The 17,078-nt window shown below is 45.6% G+C and carries 14 protein-coding genes and 1 tRNA gene; 5 read left to right on the forward strand and 10 right to left on the reverse strand.

Annotated elements, in window-relative coordinates; genetic code table 11:
- The coding region (locus JKY90_03510; protein MBL4851333.1) for a glutaredoxin at positions 1-348 on the reverse strand (348 nt) is incomplete at its 3' end.
- A gap of 213 nt (positions 349-561) precedes the next feature.
- On the opposite strand from JKY90_03510, the gene JKY90_03515 reads away from it, so the two are divergent.
- From JKY90_03515 to JKY90_03525, 3 genes are all read left to right on the forward strand, one after another.
- Positions 562-1,572, forward strand: coding sequence for an alpha/beta hydrolase (locus JKY90_03515; GenBank protein MBL4851334.1), 1,011 nt, complete (start codon positions 562-564; stop codon positions 1,570-1,572).
- 366 nt (positions 1,573-1,938) lie between these two features.
- A complete protein-coding gene (locus JKY90_03520; GenBank protein MBL4851335.1) occupies positions 1,939-3,636 on the forward strand; it encodes a DUF1800 domain-containing protein in 1,698 nt (565 codons plus the stop codon).
- 80 nt (positions 3,637-3,716) lie between these two features.
- On the forward strand, positions 3,717-5,087 hold the full coding sequence (locus JKY90_03525; GenBank protein ID MBL4851336.1) for a DUF1501 domain-containing protein: 1,371 nt from the start codon (positions 3,717-3,719) through the stop codon (positions 5,085-5,087).
- 81 nt (positions 5,088-5,168) lie between these two features.
- Here the strand turns inward: JKY90_03525 and JKY90_03530 are convergent.
- The 7 genes from JKY90_03530 to JKY90_03560 form a co-directional block, all read right to left on the reverse strand.
- Positions 5,169-5,245: transfer RNA gene (locus JKY90_03530), tRNA-Arg, on the reverse strand.
- Between the two features lie 58 nt (positions 5,246-5,303).
- Positions 5,304-7,481 carry an HAD-IIB family hydrolase gene (locus JKY90_03535; GenBank protein MBL4851337.1) on the reverse strand — a complete coding sequence of 726 codons (2,178 nt, stop codon included), beginning with the start codon at positions 7,479-7,481 and terminating at the stop codon, positions 5,304-5,306.
- Complete coding sequence (locus tag JKY90_03540) at positions 7,435-8,358, reverse strand: carbohydrate kinase (protein ID MBL4851338.1); 924 nt, start codon at positions 8,356-8,358, stop codon at positions 7,435-7,437. Before JKY90_03540 ends, JKY90_03535 begins: the two co-directional genes overlap by 47 nt.
- Positions 8,359-8,403: 45 nt before the next feature.
- Positions 8,404-8,964, reverse strand: a complete 561-nt coding sequence (locus JKY90_03545; GenBank protein MBL4851339.1) for a hypothetical protein — start codon at positions 8,962-8,964, stop codon at positions 8,404-8,406.
- Positions 8,965-9,058: 94 nt separating this feature from the next.
- On the reverse strand, positions 9,059-10,891 hold the full coding sequence (gene glmS / locus JKY90_03550) for a glutamine--fructose-6-phosphate transaminase (isomerizing) (GenBank protein MBL4851340.1): 1,833 nt from the start codon (positions 10,889-10,891) through the stop codon (positions 9,059-9,061).
- Positions 10,892-10,915: 24 nt separating this feature from the next.
- On the reverse strand, positions 10,916-12,277 hold the full coding sequence (gene glmU, locus JKY90_03555) for a bifunctional UDP-N-acetylglucosamine diphosphorylase/glucosamine-1-phosphate N-acetyltransferase GlmU (GenBank protein ID MBL4851341.1): 1,362 nt from the start codon (positions 12,275-12,277) through the stop codon (positions 10,916-10,918).
- A 182-nt stretch (positions 12,278-12,459) separates the two neighbouring features.
- Positions 12,460-13,962 (reverse strand): hypothetical protein, encoded by a 1,503-nt coding sequence (locus JKY90_03560; protein ID MBL4851342.1) that lies wholly within the window; start codon positions 13,960-13,962, stop codon positions 12,460-12,462.
- 239 nt (positions 13,963-14,201) lie between these two features.
- On the opposite strand from JKY90_03560, the gene JKY90_03565 reads away from it, so the two are divergent.
- Both JKY90_03565 and JKY90_03570 read left to right on the forward strand, forming a co-directional pair.
- Positions 14,202-14,399 (forward strand): hypothetical protein, encoded by a 198-nt coding sequence (locus JKY90_03565; protein MBL4851343.1) that lies wholly within the window; start codon positions 14,202-14,204, stop codon positions 14,397-14,399.
- Positions 14,400-14,919: 520 nt separating this feature from the next.
- A complete protein-coding gene (locus tag JKY90_03570) occupies positions 14,920-15,900 on the forward strand; it encodes a YIP1 family protein (GenBank protein ID MBL4851344.1) in 981 nt (326 codons plus the stop codon).
- A gap of 73 nt (positions 15,901-15,973) precedes the next feature.
- Here JKY90_03570 and JKY90_03575 read toward each other — a convergent pair whose 3' ends face one another.
- The gene (locus tag JKY90_03575) at positions 15,974-16,393 is read right to left on the reverse strand and encodes a F0F1 ATP synthase subunit epsilon (protein MBL4851345.1); all 420 of its coding nucleotides are present in this window, start codon (positions 16,391-16,393) and stop codon (positions 15,974-15,976) included.
- 15 nt (positions 16,394-16,408) lie between these two features.
- Positions 16,409-17,078 (reverse strand): F0F1 ATP synthase subunit beta (locus tag JKY90_03580; protein MBL4851346.1); only part of this gene is annotated, 670 nt, incomplete at its 5' end.

A 17,078-nucleotide genomic window follows, 5' to 3' on the forward strand; every position in this document is an offset into this window, starting at 1 on the left:
ACCAAACAGGTGATTGCCTTTAATTTTTTTCTTTCGTGCATAGGTATCGACAACAGCTTGTGTTAATACACCACGATTAAGTGCTGCGCCCTGACTCACAAGCTTGCCATCGACTAATACAATCGGCGCATGCCAACCGCCTTTCAGTATCGGCTTCCACCATTGCGTCAACCAGTCTCTCATCTCGACTTCAACACTAATGCCGCTTAACTCATTGTCGATGGTATCAGCAATCACATCTTTGGTGAGCGAGCATTCACCGCAGGGTATTGTTATCTTGAATGGGCCCCAGGCACCGGCCCAACGGTATACTGTAATATTGACATCGGCCATAACAAGTTTCACCATTAGAGTAGTAACTTTAATCTTACAATATAGAGTTCAAATTCTGTTAACAGTTATTTTACGAAAGTATCAAAAATATTGATCTTCGCATACATCACTACAATATGTACATATTGGAAATCATGTTTCGCCAATTAAATATTTCCTCATTCCCACGCAAGAATGTGGTGACGAGAACAAAAAGCTCTATCATTATTGAGCTATAAGGATAGCTAAATGAAAATCTATTTTGCAACGAATCGACGCCCAAGCCCACTCACTAAGCCAAAAAATTTCGGCCGAGAATTTAACCCTGATGGCGCTTCTGTTATTAGGTTTGGCTATGCCGTAGTTAAAGGAAATAGGGTTGACATAAAAGTTGCGCCCGAAAAACTATCTCCCGATAAAAATGGCTACTCTTTAGATTTAGACAAATCCAGGCTCGGCAGCCAAAAAATATTCAATCAAGCGCGTAAAACAATGAAAACAAGGTGCAAAGACACATTGATTTTCATTCATGGCTATAACGTAAGCTTCAAAAATGCATTGAAAACCGCAGCACAAATTGCACAAAACTTACAAGCCGTTAAGCACAGCAACGGAGTCGATGTTGCACTATTTTCTTGGCCATCTGATGGCTCGATGAAACCATTTCTCGCTTACGCTAGCGACCGCAGAGACGCAGCAGCTTCTGGCCCTGCAGTCGCAAGAAGCTTTCTCATGTTTTATCAATTTTTGACCAATATCTTGAAAGAAGAAGAATGCGATCAGCACGTTCACCTCATGTGTCATAGCATGGGTAACTATGTGCTGCGTCATGCCTTACAAGAATTCATCCGGCAATCGTCCGAACGTATACCACGATTATTTGATCAGATATTTCTTATGGCGCCCGACGAAGATGATGATGCCTTCGAGCACAAACATAAACTGCTACTACTACCAAAACTCGGCCGCAGAGTAAACGTATATTTCAATCGTAATGATAGAGCTATGTCTATTAGTGATTTTACCAAGTCAAATCCCGAACGCTTAGGTGATGACGGGCCACGCTTGCCTTTTCAAATACCATCAAAAATTGTTCAAATCGACTGCACCAGTGTCGTGCGAGGGATAGTCGAACACAACTATTATAAAGACACGCCCAAAGTTGTTGCCGATATAGTATCCACATTAGACGGAATCGAGCCTGAGGAGATACCTAATCGAAAATTTATCGAAGATAAAAATCGTTATCGACTCATTTAACCCTGTTTAACAAAACAATATGGGGCTGGCATAGATGTTTAAAACATTTATGTCGGTACCATGAAGCTAAAAAATCGCTTTGAAGAACATCCATTGATCCCGTGTGTGTCCAATCTATAAACATATAAAGAAATTAATTTTCTCAGCCTCACCTTTATAAAATTTGTTTGTTTATAACGCTCAATGCAGGCATTAATTCATATAGATATCTATTAATTCATAGAACTGCGACCTATTTCACAACTTTAATAGTATTTTTATATCAGAGTTTGAAACCTGAAATAACTTTTATTTAGAAATCCATTCAATGAAAAAATCTAGACTATTAATCACATTATTTCTTAATCAAACACTTGGAGGTTTCCAGTGATACGAGCAAGTGTCATAGTATTATTTTATACGCTAGGAATTACTGCTTGCGGTGGTGGCAGTGGCGGCAATAATGCGCCCAACGGAATACCGCCAGACCCCTCGTTAGCGACTTTTATAGCAACCGAAGAAGAGGCCTCACGCTTTCTTGCCCGAGCAAGTTTTGGTGGCTCAACACAGAATATTGAAAACCTTGTGGGCGGCGATGCGGCCGAGTGGTTGAGTATCGAATTTAACAAATCACCAACCCTATATCTTGATAGAGTGTTACAGGCACGAGATTCCGACGGTGATTTTCCCTCACGGGCACCATCCGATTTATATTGGCAAGCAACCATTGGTAGTAATGATCAACTACGCCAACGCATGGTGTTTGCCTTGTCGCAAATCCTGGTCATATCACACGATGTCAACAATAGAGAAGACAGTTTTGCCGCCTATATGGACGTGTTATCTCGCAACGCATTTGGCAACTACCGCGACCTGCTAAAAGAAGTCACTTATTCGCCCATCATGGCAGAATCTTTAACCTATTTACGCAATCGCAAAGGCAATCCAAACACCGGTCGCATGCCGGATGAAAACTACGCTCGAGAAGTGATGCAACTGATGTCAATCGGTCTCCTTGAGCTAAACCCAGACGCTACGCTGAGACTAGACACCAACGGTATGCCAATTGAAACGTATTCTACCGACGATGTTGTCGGTCTGGCGCGTGTCTTTACCGGACTCAGTTTTGATGGTGGGCAAAGCTTCTTCCAACGCCCGGGAGTCAACGACCGTTATCGACCATTGATTCTCTTTCCAAACGAACATTCGGCATTAGAAAAATCATTTCTCGGCACCACCATTGCGGCCGAAACCAGTGGCGAAGAAAGCATTGATATGACCTTGGATACCCTCTTTGCCCACCCCAATGTTGCACCGTTTATCTCACGACTACTGATTCAACGATTCACTGCCAGTAGCCCAAACCCTGCCTATGTCGGACGTGTTGCTGCTACATTTGAATCGGGCCAATTTACAGCGCCCAACGGTCGCGTCTTTGGCACAAGGTCACGCGGTGATCTTGCCGCGACACTGGCTGCGATTTTACTTGATCCGGCATTTTTTTCTGGCGCATCGACACAAAATGATAATTTCATAAAAGTGCGTGAACCGGTGTTGCGCTTTGTCCATTGGGCGCGTGCTTTTGGTATCAATGCCAATGATGTACCCAATGAATCTCGGCTTAATAATACGTCCGATCCAGCACAACGTTTAGGGCAACACCCGTTTCGCGCGCCGTCAGTCTTTAACTTCTACAGCCCAGGCTATATTGCCCCCGGCACCGAGACAGGCCAAAATAATTTGACTGCACCCGAATTTCAAATCGCTAACACCTCGTCGTTAACAGGCTATATCAACTTCATGACCGACTACGTGTTCGACCGCACACCCAGCGGCGGAACTGAATCATTCACACCCAACTATAGCGCTCAACTTGCCTTGGCCGACACCCCACAAGCGCTGGTTGACAACCTGGCGCTATTACTTACCGGTAACAGAATGAGCACGATCACACGATCAGAGATTATAAATACCCTAAATGCAACACCTATTCGACAAGGCAGTGAAGATGACGACCGACTCCGTCGCGTTGAAGTTGCCGTGATAATGGCACTGGCTTCACCTGCTTATGCCGTGATTAACTAATTTAGAGAGGCACAGTAATGGCTTATATTAATAGAAGACGTTTTCTCGCTGACACCAGCGCCTTAGGGTTTGCCTCTAGCATGGGTCTGCTAAGCGGTATGACCGCTTCTCAAAGCTTTGCCGCAGACACCACAGGCTATAAAGCATTGGTGTGTCTATTTTTATTTGGCGGCATGGATCATGGCGACACGATTCTGCCTTTTGACCTAACCTCTTATAATCAACTGAACACCACGCGTGATGGCTTATTTAATGCCTATGGCGTTGGCAGCGGCATCTCGTCACGTGATCGGGCGAACCTGCTCCAGCTATTGCCTATTGGCGATACCACGCCACTCGGTGGCCGTGACTTCGCGTTGCCAAGGGAACTTGAGCCATTAAACACCCTGTTTAATGACGGCGATCTGGCGATAGTCGGCAGTGTTGGGCCACTCATTCAGCCGACTACGCGCGCAGAGTTTGAAGCGCGTAGCGTGCCATTGCCAGCTCGCCTATTTTCACACAATGACCAACAATCAACCTGGCAGACGTTAGGCACTGAAGGCGCCGTTTTCGGTTGGGGAGGACGCTTTATCGATGCCGCGAGCGCCGCTAATGTCAACCTCAACAGTAGATTCGCCGCCATCACTTCTGGCTCCAACAGCGTATTTCTTTCAGGCCAAAATGTGCAGCCCTATAGCGTCCCTGCCGGTGGTCCACGTAGAATAAACGTCGTCAACAACAGGTCTGTTATCAGTAGCAATAATGCATTTGATAATACGCGCAGCATGTTATTCGACTTTCTTCGGCGCAATGACACCGGCGCTGGCAGTGCGTTTGCACGTGATGTAGCCGCCTTACAGTCAGAGGGGATTATTAGCGGCAATGATTTTGCCGACGCCTTTGCTCGCGCCAACGTCGACACGGCATTTCCTAACACGAGTTTAGGTAGACAATTAGATTCCGTTGCCAACACCATCAGCATTCGTAATACTGCTCAGCTAACGGGCACAAATAGACAGATATTTTTCGTCGGCATTGGTGGCTTTGATTCACACAGTAATCAAGCGAATAGCCTACCGAGTCGTCATAGTGAAATTGCCGGTGCCGTCTCTGCCTTCCGTAATTCCATGGTCGAACTTGGCGCGTGGAACGACGTCACCTTGTTCACGGCATCCGACTTCGGTCGAACACTCAATGATAACGGCGATGGCACCGATCACGGTTGGGCTGGACATCATTTTGTCGCCGGCGGTTCCGTACAGGGACAACAAATATTTGGAAACCTAGCCTCATCAGATCCAGATTCAGCAGAATATACTGCCAGCCGCGGGCGTCTCATTCCAACAGTCTCTGTAGAACAATACGCTGCAACACTTGGCGGATGGTTTGGGCTAGATGACACCGAACTGGATGGTGCACTACCAAACCTTAGCAATTTTAGTAATCGCGATCTCGGGTTTATGGCGTAACCGGGATTTGTTTGAATCATAGAGAGACCGCTCCGCCCCTGCTTTATTGATCTACAACCTAGCCACCGTTGGGCTTTGGTATGGTGCGCCCGACAGGAGTCGAACCTGTGACCTTCGGCTTCGGAGGCCGACACTCTATCCAGCTGAGCTACGGGCGCTTATGAAATAGTGTTCATTAGAATACAACAGGGTAGCAGAAATACTTATTTTACGTGTTTAATTCTGGCCTAGGAATCCATAGTGCCTTATCCCTTCTAACACACCATTAGCATATTCGCCTTCGGCAAAGTAAATATTCTCTCGGCCACGTAATTTTCTCAATTCAGGGCTATGATTACCAACAACAACACCTAAGGTATGGCCGCTCAACATTCCCTCATCATTACCGGAATCACCCGCAACCAAGACCTGATCCAAAGGAAAACCCCATTTCATGGCGACATGACGCACGGCTGTCCCCTTAGAGGTGCGGACAGGTAAAATATCAAGGTAGGCTTCATGCGAATAAATGAGTTTTACGTGGATATTGCGCTGTCGTAAGTGTTGACGAATCTCACGTATTTTAGGTGCCTTTTTAGCATCAACATTAAAGCTAATTTTATGCCGCCGTTGTTCACCAGCATGTTGTAATTTGAGGCCTTTAAACTCGCGCATCGCTTCATAGACTTCATTAGGTTGCCAACGATAATCATTATGCTGCTGCCAACCTAAATCTTCTGTTAGACGGCTACCATAACGAATTTCACTGCCGACAGACGTAATAAACACATCGGGTATGGGCGCATCCCATTTTTTAAGTTCACGCAGAGTGCTTTGAATTGTGCGGCCTGTCGCCACGCCAAATGCAACTTTATCGCCCATGAGCTTAAGTTGGCTTGTTAATTGACTCAGTGCTGATTGATCACCAACCAAAGTATTATCTATATCACAAATCAATAAACGCTCTGCCGTTGCCAGTTTGCTTTTAGTTACAACAGTGCGTGTTGCTTGCTGATGCCTGCTAATACAATTTTTTATAACTTTGATATAGCGCTCAACATGGCCCTGCCAAGTATAGTGTTGGGCAACGCCAACTATTCCATTCGCTGACCACTGTTGCCAACAGTCCTGGTTGCTAATCGCCTTTAGCATTTGCGCTGACATTTTTTTACTATCCAAGGGATCAACAACAACGCCGTTTTTACAATGACGTAATATGTCACGCGGCCCACCATCATTTGGCGCAATAACAGGTAAGCCGCTGGCAGCAGCCTCCAATAAGGTTAAACCAAAGGGCTCGGTCAGTGCAGGGTTAACAAATACGCCTTTTGTTTTTGTCGCTAAGCGATACAGGTCAGGGATATCATCAGCGCTGTGTTTCTTGGGATAGGCAATAGACCCATGCAGGTCGTAATAATCGATTAAAAAAAGTAGCTCTTGCAGTACGCGTCGTGATGTTTTTTCCATCGACATAATCTCATCGCGCTCACCTGCTACGATGACAAGATTGGCTTTCTCTCTTAACTGCTTATTTTCGCCATAAGCTCTAATCAAAGTGGTAATATTTTTTCGTGGGTCAGCGCGCGATATCGCCAGTATCATGGGTTTGTTGAGATCTCTCAAAAAACGAGAAAGCTCTATTTCAATATTGGTGTTTTTTCTGGATGAAGTTGGGGGAGAAAATCGGGTTAGATCAACACCAGGCGGAATGACCGACATTCGTTTAGGTGTGTAATTATCATAAAGCGCATATTGCTCCTCGACTTCCTGATTCGTGCTGGCAATAATGGCAGCAGCATTATCCAGTGCCATCTCTTCTGCTTCGATACGCTGAGTCAGCGCATACTGTGTTTCAATGGCGTGTGCGCGCAAACCTTTTTCAAGTAAGCGTTCGCGCTTTACGCGACCCAATGAATGGCCAGTATGTATCATAGGCACACTCAGCAAGCTGGAAATTGCCGAAGCAACGTAACCTGCATCAGCATAATGGCTGTGAATAATATCCGGAATGCGGCCGATCTTTTTAACGTGCTGCAAGGCGGCATCGGCAAAACTATCGAGGTGAGGCCACAACACTTCTTTACGCAAATAACGCCGTGGCCCACAGGGTAAACGTACAATGTTAACCCCTTCGGCTAAGGGCTCAATGGCTTCCGCATAGACTGGATCGAGCTTGCTTGAAAAAACTTGTCGGGTCAACACATCAACGCGTTCAATATCTGAGTGCTGTGCTAATGCAACTGCCAGCTCCAATACGTATTTAATTTGCCCACCTGTGTCGGCATCACGCCCTAACTCAAGGTCATGCGCACGAATCAATCCATGAACACTTATTAACTGTATATAGAGTCCGTGTTTTTTTGACAAACTAGAGCTTCCATTGTGCTTTAAAATATTGATAGAGCTGTTTATCATTCGTAGTGGCGCCGTTTATTCCACAAATTTCTGCTGCAAACTCTTGTGCACGCTCAAGTATTTGCGATGACGTCCACTCTTTGACGATGCCTAGCATACAGACAGCACTAAACGAATCACCTGCCCCCACAAGATCGCCACCCTCGACAACATTCTCTGAAATATCCGCTTCGACTTTCCCCTCGGCACTTAAAATTGCCGCGCCCTTTGCGCCCTTGGTAAGAATAACCAACTCCGGGTTATATTCTCTAAATAAAGCGTGTTCTCTTGAGCTCGGTTGTTCGACATCACTAATATCGATATCGGCCAATTCAATGTCATTGAGCTTAATCCAAGTAGCCCCTGAAAGCACCTGATGCACTAAATCAGCATTCCACCAGGGAGCACGAAGATTCAAATCAACAAAGCTTGGCAAATTCATCTGCTCAAGAAAAATACTTAAGGATGACATGGCTTCAGGTTGACGCAGACCTAAAGTGCCATGGTAAAGCAAGCCATAGCTGCCATCCATTGCCGTGCCATATATTTCACCCGGTCGAATATAATCATAGGCCTGGCTTTCGGCAATATCATAACTGGGCTGGTTATTATCATCCAATACAACATTCACCACACCCGTGGGGCGAAAACTGTCGCGTTGTACTGCACTGACATCCATACCCCATTGTTGCATCGCTTCAATAATGTCGTTACCACGATCATCGCTGCCAATACGGCTAACAAGTAGAGGCTTGAGGCCAAAACCATTTAAATGCCAAGCAACATTAAACGGCGCGCCACCGAGAATCGTTCGGCCGTCAGGGAAACAATCATAAAGCACTTCGCCAAAGACAACTGGTGGCGCTGATAGTTGGGCTCGTTGCGATTTTTCCAGCATCCTTGCTCCTTAAGGATTAGTATTATTATTTAGCATTATGTTATATCACCTTTCAAAGCTCAAATAAGTATTCGCTTCAAGATTGAATTTCTTGATTTCGTCGTCTATATTTTTTGAAAAATTGTTTTGCACTCGTTTATGTTTATATAGTGGTTCTTTCTCTCTAGCTGCATTCCATAACCCAAATAACCAACTGTAATAACAAGATGCAGAATAAATTATTGCACTAAGATCTGGAAATATAGGATTTTGATCCTTTATTTCTTTGTAACTATCAGTATGAGCGAATATTTTGTCCCGACAAGCTAAAACATTGTTACGATAATCATCCCACTCATCAATGGTAAATTTTGTAGCTTTTAGTATTTTTTCCGAATTAAACGACTCATACTTGAAAGGAAGTGTATCTACGCACTTAACAAAATCACTCCAATGATGTTTTTCCTTATTGTTACCAAATATTTTTGCCCAACCCAATACCGCGTCAGATGCTAAAACATTTTTAATGTGAATATAAGGCTCATCCAGGCTGACTTGTCTCGATATTTTTCTAAAGTACACACATGATCTAACACAATTATAGATGATCTGTCTTTGTGTTGTCATAACCTGAAGCTGATTATCACTAAGGGGCATGTTAGTCATTCACTCGTATCTCACTTAGCAACATAACTCTTCGATAAAGCGGTGGCCGATTACACTATTCAACCGTGACTGACTTTGCCAAGTTACGCGGTTGATCAATATCTGTGCCTTTTAATACAGCAACATGGTAGGCCAATAACTGCAAGGGGATATTAAAAACAATAGGCGAAATAATATCGTCCGTCGGTGCTACATTAATCACTTCAACATTAGGGCCTGAACTAACCCCAGACTCGGAATCAGCAAATACAATGAGTTCTCCACCTCGTGCACGAACCTCTTGTAAGTTTGATTTAAGTTTTGCCAGTAAATTATTATTTGGCGCAATCGATACGACAGGCATATTGGCATCAACTAAGGCTAATGGGCCATGCTTGAGCTCGCCAGCAGCATAGGCCTCGGCATGAATATAGGAAATCTCTTTTAATTTTAGCGCGCCTTCCATTGCTACGGGATAATGCGCGCCACGACCCAGAAACAGCGCATGCTGCTTATCGGAAAAACGTTCTGAAAGTTTTTTTATTTGTTCATCGAGAGCTAACACATCTTCGAGCTTACGGCTCAATGTACGTAACTCATTGACCAGATGCGCTTCTGTTATATCATCGATTTGATGACGACGACCCAAGACGATAACCAACAACAGCAGCGAGACTAATTGAGTAGTAAATGCTTTGGTCGAAGCAACGCCTATCTCGGGGCCTGCGCGCGTCATTAAGCATAAATCGGATTGCCGCACCAACGAGCTCTCTGGTGAATTACAGATCGCTAATGAATGACCAAAACCACGTGCCTTGGCTTCTTTTAATGCGGCCAGTGTATCCGCCGTTTCACCCGATTGTGAAATGGTAACGAACAACTGATTCTTTCGTGCCACCGGTTTGCGATAACGAAATTCACTGGCGATTTCGACATTACAGGGAATACCTGCGAGCGCCTCAAACCAGTAACGTGCTAATAAACCTGCATGATAACTGGTACCACAGGCAACAATATTGATACCTTCTACCACATCAAAAATTTTACTGGCACCATGACCAAAGCTTTCTTCTAATACTTTTGTCTGTGTAATGCGGCCTTCTAATGTTTGCGTAACAGCGTAAGGCTGTTCATGAATTTCCTTGAGCATGTAATGACGATAACCATTAAGCTCGGCCGCGTTTGGTGCCATGTGGCTAATATATTCTTCACGCTCCACAACATTACCCTGCTCATCGTAGACCGTTACGCCATCAAGATTGATACGCGCAAAGTCATTATCTTCAAGAATAATGAAGCGCTGGGTGATCCCCACCAAAGCCGTCATATCAGATGCAAGATAATACTCGTTATCACCTAAACCAATGACCAGAGGACTGCCACGTCTTGCAGCAATAATTTGATCAGGCTCATGCTGGCTTATGACAGCCAACGCATACGTCCCTTCAAGATATTCAACCGCAGCCCTGACCGCAGATAAAATATCGTTGTTGTTAGTAGCTAGGTGAATATGAATTTGATGCGCAATAACTTCGGTATCGGTGTCCGAATCAAAATTATAGCCAGCTTGTTGCTGCTGCACGCGTAAAGATTCGTGGTTTTCTATTATACCGTTATGAACAATTGCCACGCTCTCACTACTAAAATGTGGATGTGCATTTGATTCGCTAGGCGCCCCATGCGTCGCCCAACGGGTATGTGCAATACCAATCGTTGAGTTAATTTTTTCTGATACAACGCGCTTGGCCAGCGCATTAACTTTACCAACGCTGCGGTGCCGATAAATAGTATTGCCATTAACAACGGCAATACCGGCTGAATCGTAACCACGGTATTCGAGTTTTTTCAGGCCATTAATTAATAGCGGGACGATATCTTGTTTTGATATTGCTGCAACAATTCCACACATAGTCTTTGTATATATTGCTACTAGTTATTTTTTCTTGGGTCGCTGCCAACCGGAGAGAGTGCTTTGTTTGACTCTAGTCAATGTTAGCTCCCCGTCTGGTGCATTTTTATTTATTGTCGAACCTGCGCCTATCGTTGCGCCTTTACCTATCTTCACTGGAGCGACCAATGCAGTATTGGAGCCGACAAACACATCGTCATCAATTATCGTTTTGTGTTTGTTAGCACCATCGTAATTACAGGTAATGGTGCCTGCACCGATATTAACATTTCCACCCAATTCGGCATCACCAATATAACTAAGATGATTTACTTTGCTGCCCAGTCCAATTTCAGCATTCTTCGTTTCAACAAAATTGCCTATCTTAGCTTTGTCTTTAAGCACCGTGCCGGGACGTAGCCGTGCATAAGGCCCAACATTACATTGTTCGCCAATTGTTGCATTATCAATAACGCAGTGGCTATCAATATATGTATTCGCTGCAATAATGCTGTTTTTAATCACGCAATTAGGACCAATGTGCACACCATTTCCCAAGCTGACGTTACCTTCGAAGACAACATTAACATCAATAACAACATCCTCAGCAATACTTATTTCACCTCTAATATCAACCCGTGATGGATCAATTAACGTTGCGCCGTCCGCCATGAGCTGCCAGGCTACTCGCTCTTGATAGTAACGTTCAACCATTGCCAGTTGCATGCGATCATTGACACCTAAAATTTCTTCTTCGTCATCGCTCACTACTGCGCTGACTGTAACGCCATCGCTAACTGCTAACGCGATAATGTCGGTAAGGTAGTATTCTTGTTGCGTATTGGCTGCATCAATACGCGGATAAGCTGAGCAAAAATATTTCGCTGGGACGATCATTATCCCTGTATTAATCTCTTCAATAGATAATTGTTCCAGGCTGGCATCTTTTTGTTCAACGATAGCGATAATTTTATCGTCGCTATTGCGAATAATACGGCCATAGCCATCGGGGTCTTCTACTTCGCAACTGAGCAATGTGATCGAGCTATTATTGCTCATTTGCAGTAGCTCATCTAAAGTTTGTGTTCGAATCAATGGTACATCGCCGTAGAGAACAAGCATCATGCTATCGTCATCAATATGTGGCAATGCCTGCGCAACAGCATGACCGGTACCGAGTTGTTCGACTTGCTCTACCCAGACGATATCTTCATCGACAATAATTTGTTTGACCGCGTCGCCGCCATGACCATAAACCACAATTATGGAATCAGGTTTTAACGAACGTGCGGTATCTACAACATGAGCCAGCATAGGTCGCCCAGCAACGGCGTGTACAACCTTAGGCAAGTCAGAACGCATACGCGTGCCTTTGCCCGCAGCTAAAATAACAACTGTCAATTTCATTGCGACCAACGGACTGCTTCCAACACGGTGAACCTTGGAATTATAACATGCGCTGACCGCCAGGGAGGGTGAAGCGAGGGCGGAACATGACGTAAACCGCTAATTTTGAGAAAATATAAGGAGCGGCAAAGTGATCCGCCCCCGCATAAAGCGTCCGTCAAACAAGCCGGACTAAGCGTTAGTTAGAACGCCATATCAACACCGACACTAAATATATTTTCCAGGTTAGTGGCTGGATGTTCTTCTACGCCGCCGCCAACCGGGTTTGGTTGGCTGCTTTCAAGGTTAAAGTGCGTTCTTGCATATAAACCGATATTAGGGCTGGGGTAGTACTTGATAATCGGCGACAAGAACGATGCATTGATGTTGAGTTGAGACTGGTTCAGTGCTGCCGGCAAGCGACTTAGGCCGCCTGGGGCCATCCAGTCATAACGCACGCCCAGCATCCATTGCTTGTGAAACCGCCAGTCCATTTCCGCACTGAAGCCCGACCCCGTGGTGTCCCACTGCGACGTATTAAGCGGTGCGGCCGCAAAAACGGGTTGATCAATTTCGTCAACGATATACGTCGCGTAGACATCGAACTTACCCCACTGGGCGCGGGCGCCGATACCGTATCGATCGATATCGGTCGGTGATAACGCAAACACTGCACCAGCTCCCGGGTTAAGTGTGGCAAAAGCGGCATCGGGCGCGTTATAGTAAAATGCAGATACCTGCATTGCAGCGCCACCTTTGGCGTACCAATCGTATCGACCCATTACATAGGTGTCATAACGATTATCCCGGCGATCGCCAAGCGCCGTTGCTTTGTCGTTTTGCGCCACACCAAATTGGTACATGAATCCGCTGCCAAGACCGAAAGGGCGGCCGTGGATAGCAATACCGTTCTGGCTCGGTGCGTTATACAGCAAGGGTTCAAAGGGTAATATCGCAAACCCCTCTTCACCCGCAAAGGAACCACCTCTGGTTAGACCAAAGAATTTACTCGAAAAGGCCAAAGGGAGCAGGGGAATGCGCCCAATCGCAGGAGGGAACGCAGTCGTATCCGCAACGGCCGGAATGGGATTCAACTGCTGCCGATGGGTTGGAAACGAGAATAATCCAGACGGGTCAAAATTACCGACCTGAATATTCGCCACGCTTTGTCCACCGAGATTACTAAATTGCAGAAAAGCACGCTCAAAACCAAACCCGGGGTCTTCCTCGAACTCGTTGTATTCACCCTCGAGAAAGTAGCTGATATCTTTACGCGCCGTACCAGCGAAGAACAGATTAATAATAGTGGGTAATCTGACATCCGTTCCGTCACGCGTATCGGTGCTAATAATAGCTGCAGTGGTTTCGTTAAATGATGGTTGGAATATATCACCACGAATTCGCACTGCCATGATGTTCGAGAGGGTATCAAGTGTTACCGGGCCTTGCTCGCCTTCCAGAACAATTTTACGTGTACTGCTGCCATCAGCGGAGCCTGGCATTTGATAGCCGTTTTCCTTGAACTGCTGCCCGAATAAAGAAAGGCGTGGTTCATTGGTATGACAGAGTACACAATTAACTTCATATTTACGTCCAAATGCTGGCACTGCTTCAGCTTGGCCGATATCCAGGACAATCATTATCGTGGCGGCGATTAACAACGTAACGCTGTACCTATTTATTCGCCATTTAGAATGAGTAGACATAATAAACTCCTTAGACCCTATATAATTATTAGTAACTGCTAACAACACCACTATGAAAATCACTTAAAAGTGAGTGGGATTCTTGTTAGGTATTAATGGTTACTAGACAGAATAAATAGGCGGTCGAAAGAGAGGCACTGCAGGAATTGCAAAAATACGAGCGGAAAGTTCTTGGTAAAACCCGTGAGAGCTGGACAATTGCATATCTGATGAGCAAGAAATAAAGTTGGCAAGGCAATATGTGCAATTTTCGCAACCATTATCGCAGCAATTTTTTGAGTTATCTGCGGCCTCACTATGCTGCACCTCACTATGCTGCATGTGAGATGACGATTCAGCGGATGCCTGTTGATCAGCCAAGTGATCATGATGATCAACAAACAATGCAGCAGCGTAAGGCATGCGCAACACCAAGGCCACGAGCAGTAACGCTATAAAAAAACACTTGCTACCCATAACCTAACTTGTATCATACTCCAGCACAAGAAAGCAAGCAGCAATCATAACTAATAGTATAGAACCGATACAATGATCTAATCGGCATCTAAAATGCCATATGGACTCATACCCCAAAGCACCTCGAAATGGCTTTCCATCGCTACGATCATCTAAGGAGCCTCTGAGCAATTCATGGAACACGATCTTGCCAACTGAACCCTATCATATTAGAGAGCCAGCTCTGCGTTACGAATCTTGCTAATAACACCACTATTGGCTGCGCCCCGCAGGAAGTGCCCTTGGAGTACAATTCGTGCCTTGATCTGGAATATTTCAGCCGACAATCTCGTTGTCCCAGAATTAATCAGAGGCTCCCTAAGCCCGGCAGGCTCCTAGCTTGGTTGAAAATTTGGGCATTAAGAGGGTTTTGGCATAAACTCTCTGCATACCTTTTAGTTCATAGCGGTTTCTTTGGCCACTCATAGGCCGGAGAGGGTACAGATCAACAAGGAATTAAAAATGGGCAGCAGATCCAAACTGGATAACGTTTTGCAGGACGTAATTAAGGTTATCACCAACCCGGTTGGGTTTTATCGGAACATGCCAAAAACCGGTGGTTTTGCCGACCCGGTTATTTTTGTGCTGGTCATGGCCGTCACGATGGGGTTTTTGATCGCCGTATTCTCATTATTCGGTGCTGGTGTAATTGGCGCAATGGCCGCCGGTTTTAGCGCCCTTATTTTTATGCCCATCTTCGCCTTGGTAGGCTCGTTTATCGGTGCAGCTATCCTGTTTGTCATCTGGAAGCTAATGGGTTCCGGTGAATCCTATGAAACGGCTTACCGCTGTGTTGCTTATGCTGCAGCTATCTATCCCATCATGGCAGTGCTTGGGCTAATTCCCTACATCGGCACTCTTATCGGTATCGCGTGGGGGATGTATTTGATGATTAGCGCCAGTATTGAAGTCCACCAGTTGAACCAAAAAACCGCTTACACCGTGTTCGGTATTCTTGGTGCGCTGTTGATCGTAATGAATTTGGGTAGCGAAATGGCAACAAGAAAAATGACGGCCAAAGTTGAAGGCCTGGAAAAACAATTTGAAGGCATCACTAAACAACTGGAACAATCCGCTGACAAGACGCCCGAGCAAATGGGCAAGGACATAGGAGATTTTATTAAGGGTCTGGGTAATGCCACTAAAAACACCAGAGACAATGTTGATGATGACAATACAGACGGCACAAGCCCAGAAACGCTGTCATCAGATAATACTGTTAGTGACGGTATAAACAATGCAAGCCCGCAACTATCACCCGATAACGCTGCATCTGGCGACACGATGACATCGGAGCAAGCGGGCAAGGCGCTGGGCGATTTTTTCAAGGGCCTCAGCGAAGCAACCAAGGATTTACAGCAGCAGGAAGTACCAACTACAGACACTACTCCAGCAGACATTTCATCCAGTGAAGCCGCTGACGGAGCAAATCAAGGACGATAACCTAGCCCGTGTCGGGCTTAGGATAAACCTACTGCGGACTGGTTTTACTAGAGACTCACAATAGAGGGAAAAACTAGCGCCTACCCTTTAAACGCTTGAGGGCGCTAAGCTGGGCAACGGCTTGGGCTAATTCGATTTGCACCTGGGCGTAATCAATTTCAGTCGATCTGTCTTGCAAAGCACGCTCGGCTTCTTCTTTCGCTTGAATTGCAGCGGCTTCGTCGATGTCATGCGCACGTACGGCTGTGTCACTGAGTATGGTGACTGCATGGGGTTGTACTTCGAGCATGCCGCCGGAGACATAATAAAAATTCTCTTCACCCTCTGGCGTAATCACGCGTACTTCGCCCGGCTTAAGTTGGGTTAAAAAAGGCGTATGGCTAGGCAGTATACCCACCTCACCCATAATGGCTGAGGCAAAGACACGCTCTGCGGGACCTGAAAAAATCGCTTCTTCAGCGCTGACTATATCTACATGTATGGTCGTGGCCATCAGTCTATGCCTTTATTAAAGAGTCTTGGCTTTTTCAACGGCTTCTTCAATCGAGCCGACCATATAGAAAGCCTGCTCAGGCAGATGATCGTACTCACCGGCAACAATAGCTTTGAAGCCAGCGATGGTGTCTTTCAAAGAAACATACTTACCCGGTGAGCCGGTAAATATTTCGGCTACGAAGAACGGTTGTGACAAGAAGCGCTGAATTTTACGTGCGCGTGTTACGGTCTGTTTGTCTTCTTCAGACAGTTCGTCCATACCCAAAATCGCAATAATATCTTTTAGCTCTTTATAACGTTGAAGGGTCATCTGCACTGAACGTGCGGTTTCATAATGATCTTGGCCAACCACTAATGGGTCAAGCTGACGACTACTTGAATCTAATGGATCCACCGCTGGGTAAATACCTAGCTCAGCAATATTACGTGATAACACTACCGTTGCATCCAAATGGGCAAAGGTGGTGGCAGGGGAGGGGTCGGTCAAGTCATCGGCAGGGACATAAACGGCCTGAATCGAGGTGATCGATCCGGTCTTAGTTGAGGTAATACGTTCTTGTAACTTACCCATTTCTTCGGCAAGGGTAGGCTGATAACCCACGGCAGAAGGCATACGACCCAACAAGGCAGAGACTTCGGTGCCGGCAAGGGTATAACGATAGATGTTATCAATAAACAACAAT

This window comes from Gammaproteobacteria bacterium (assembly GCA_016765075.1).
Classification (GTDB): domain Bacteria; phylum Pseudomonadota; class Gammaproteobacteria.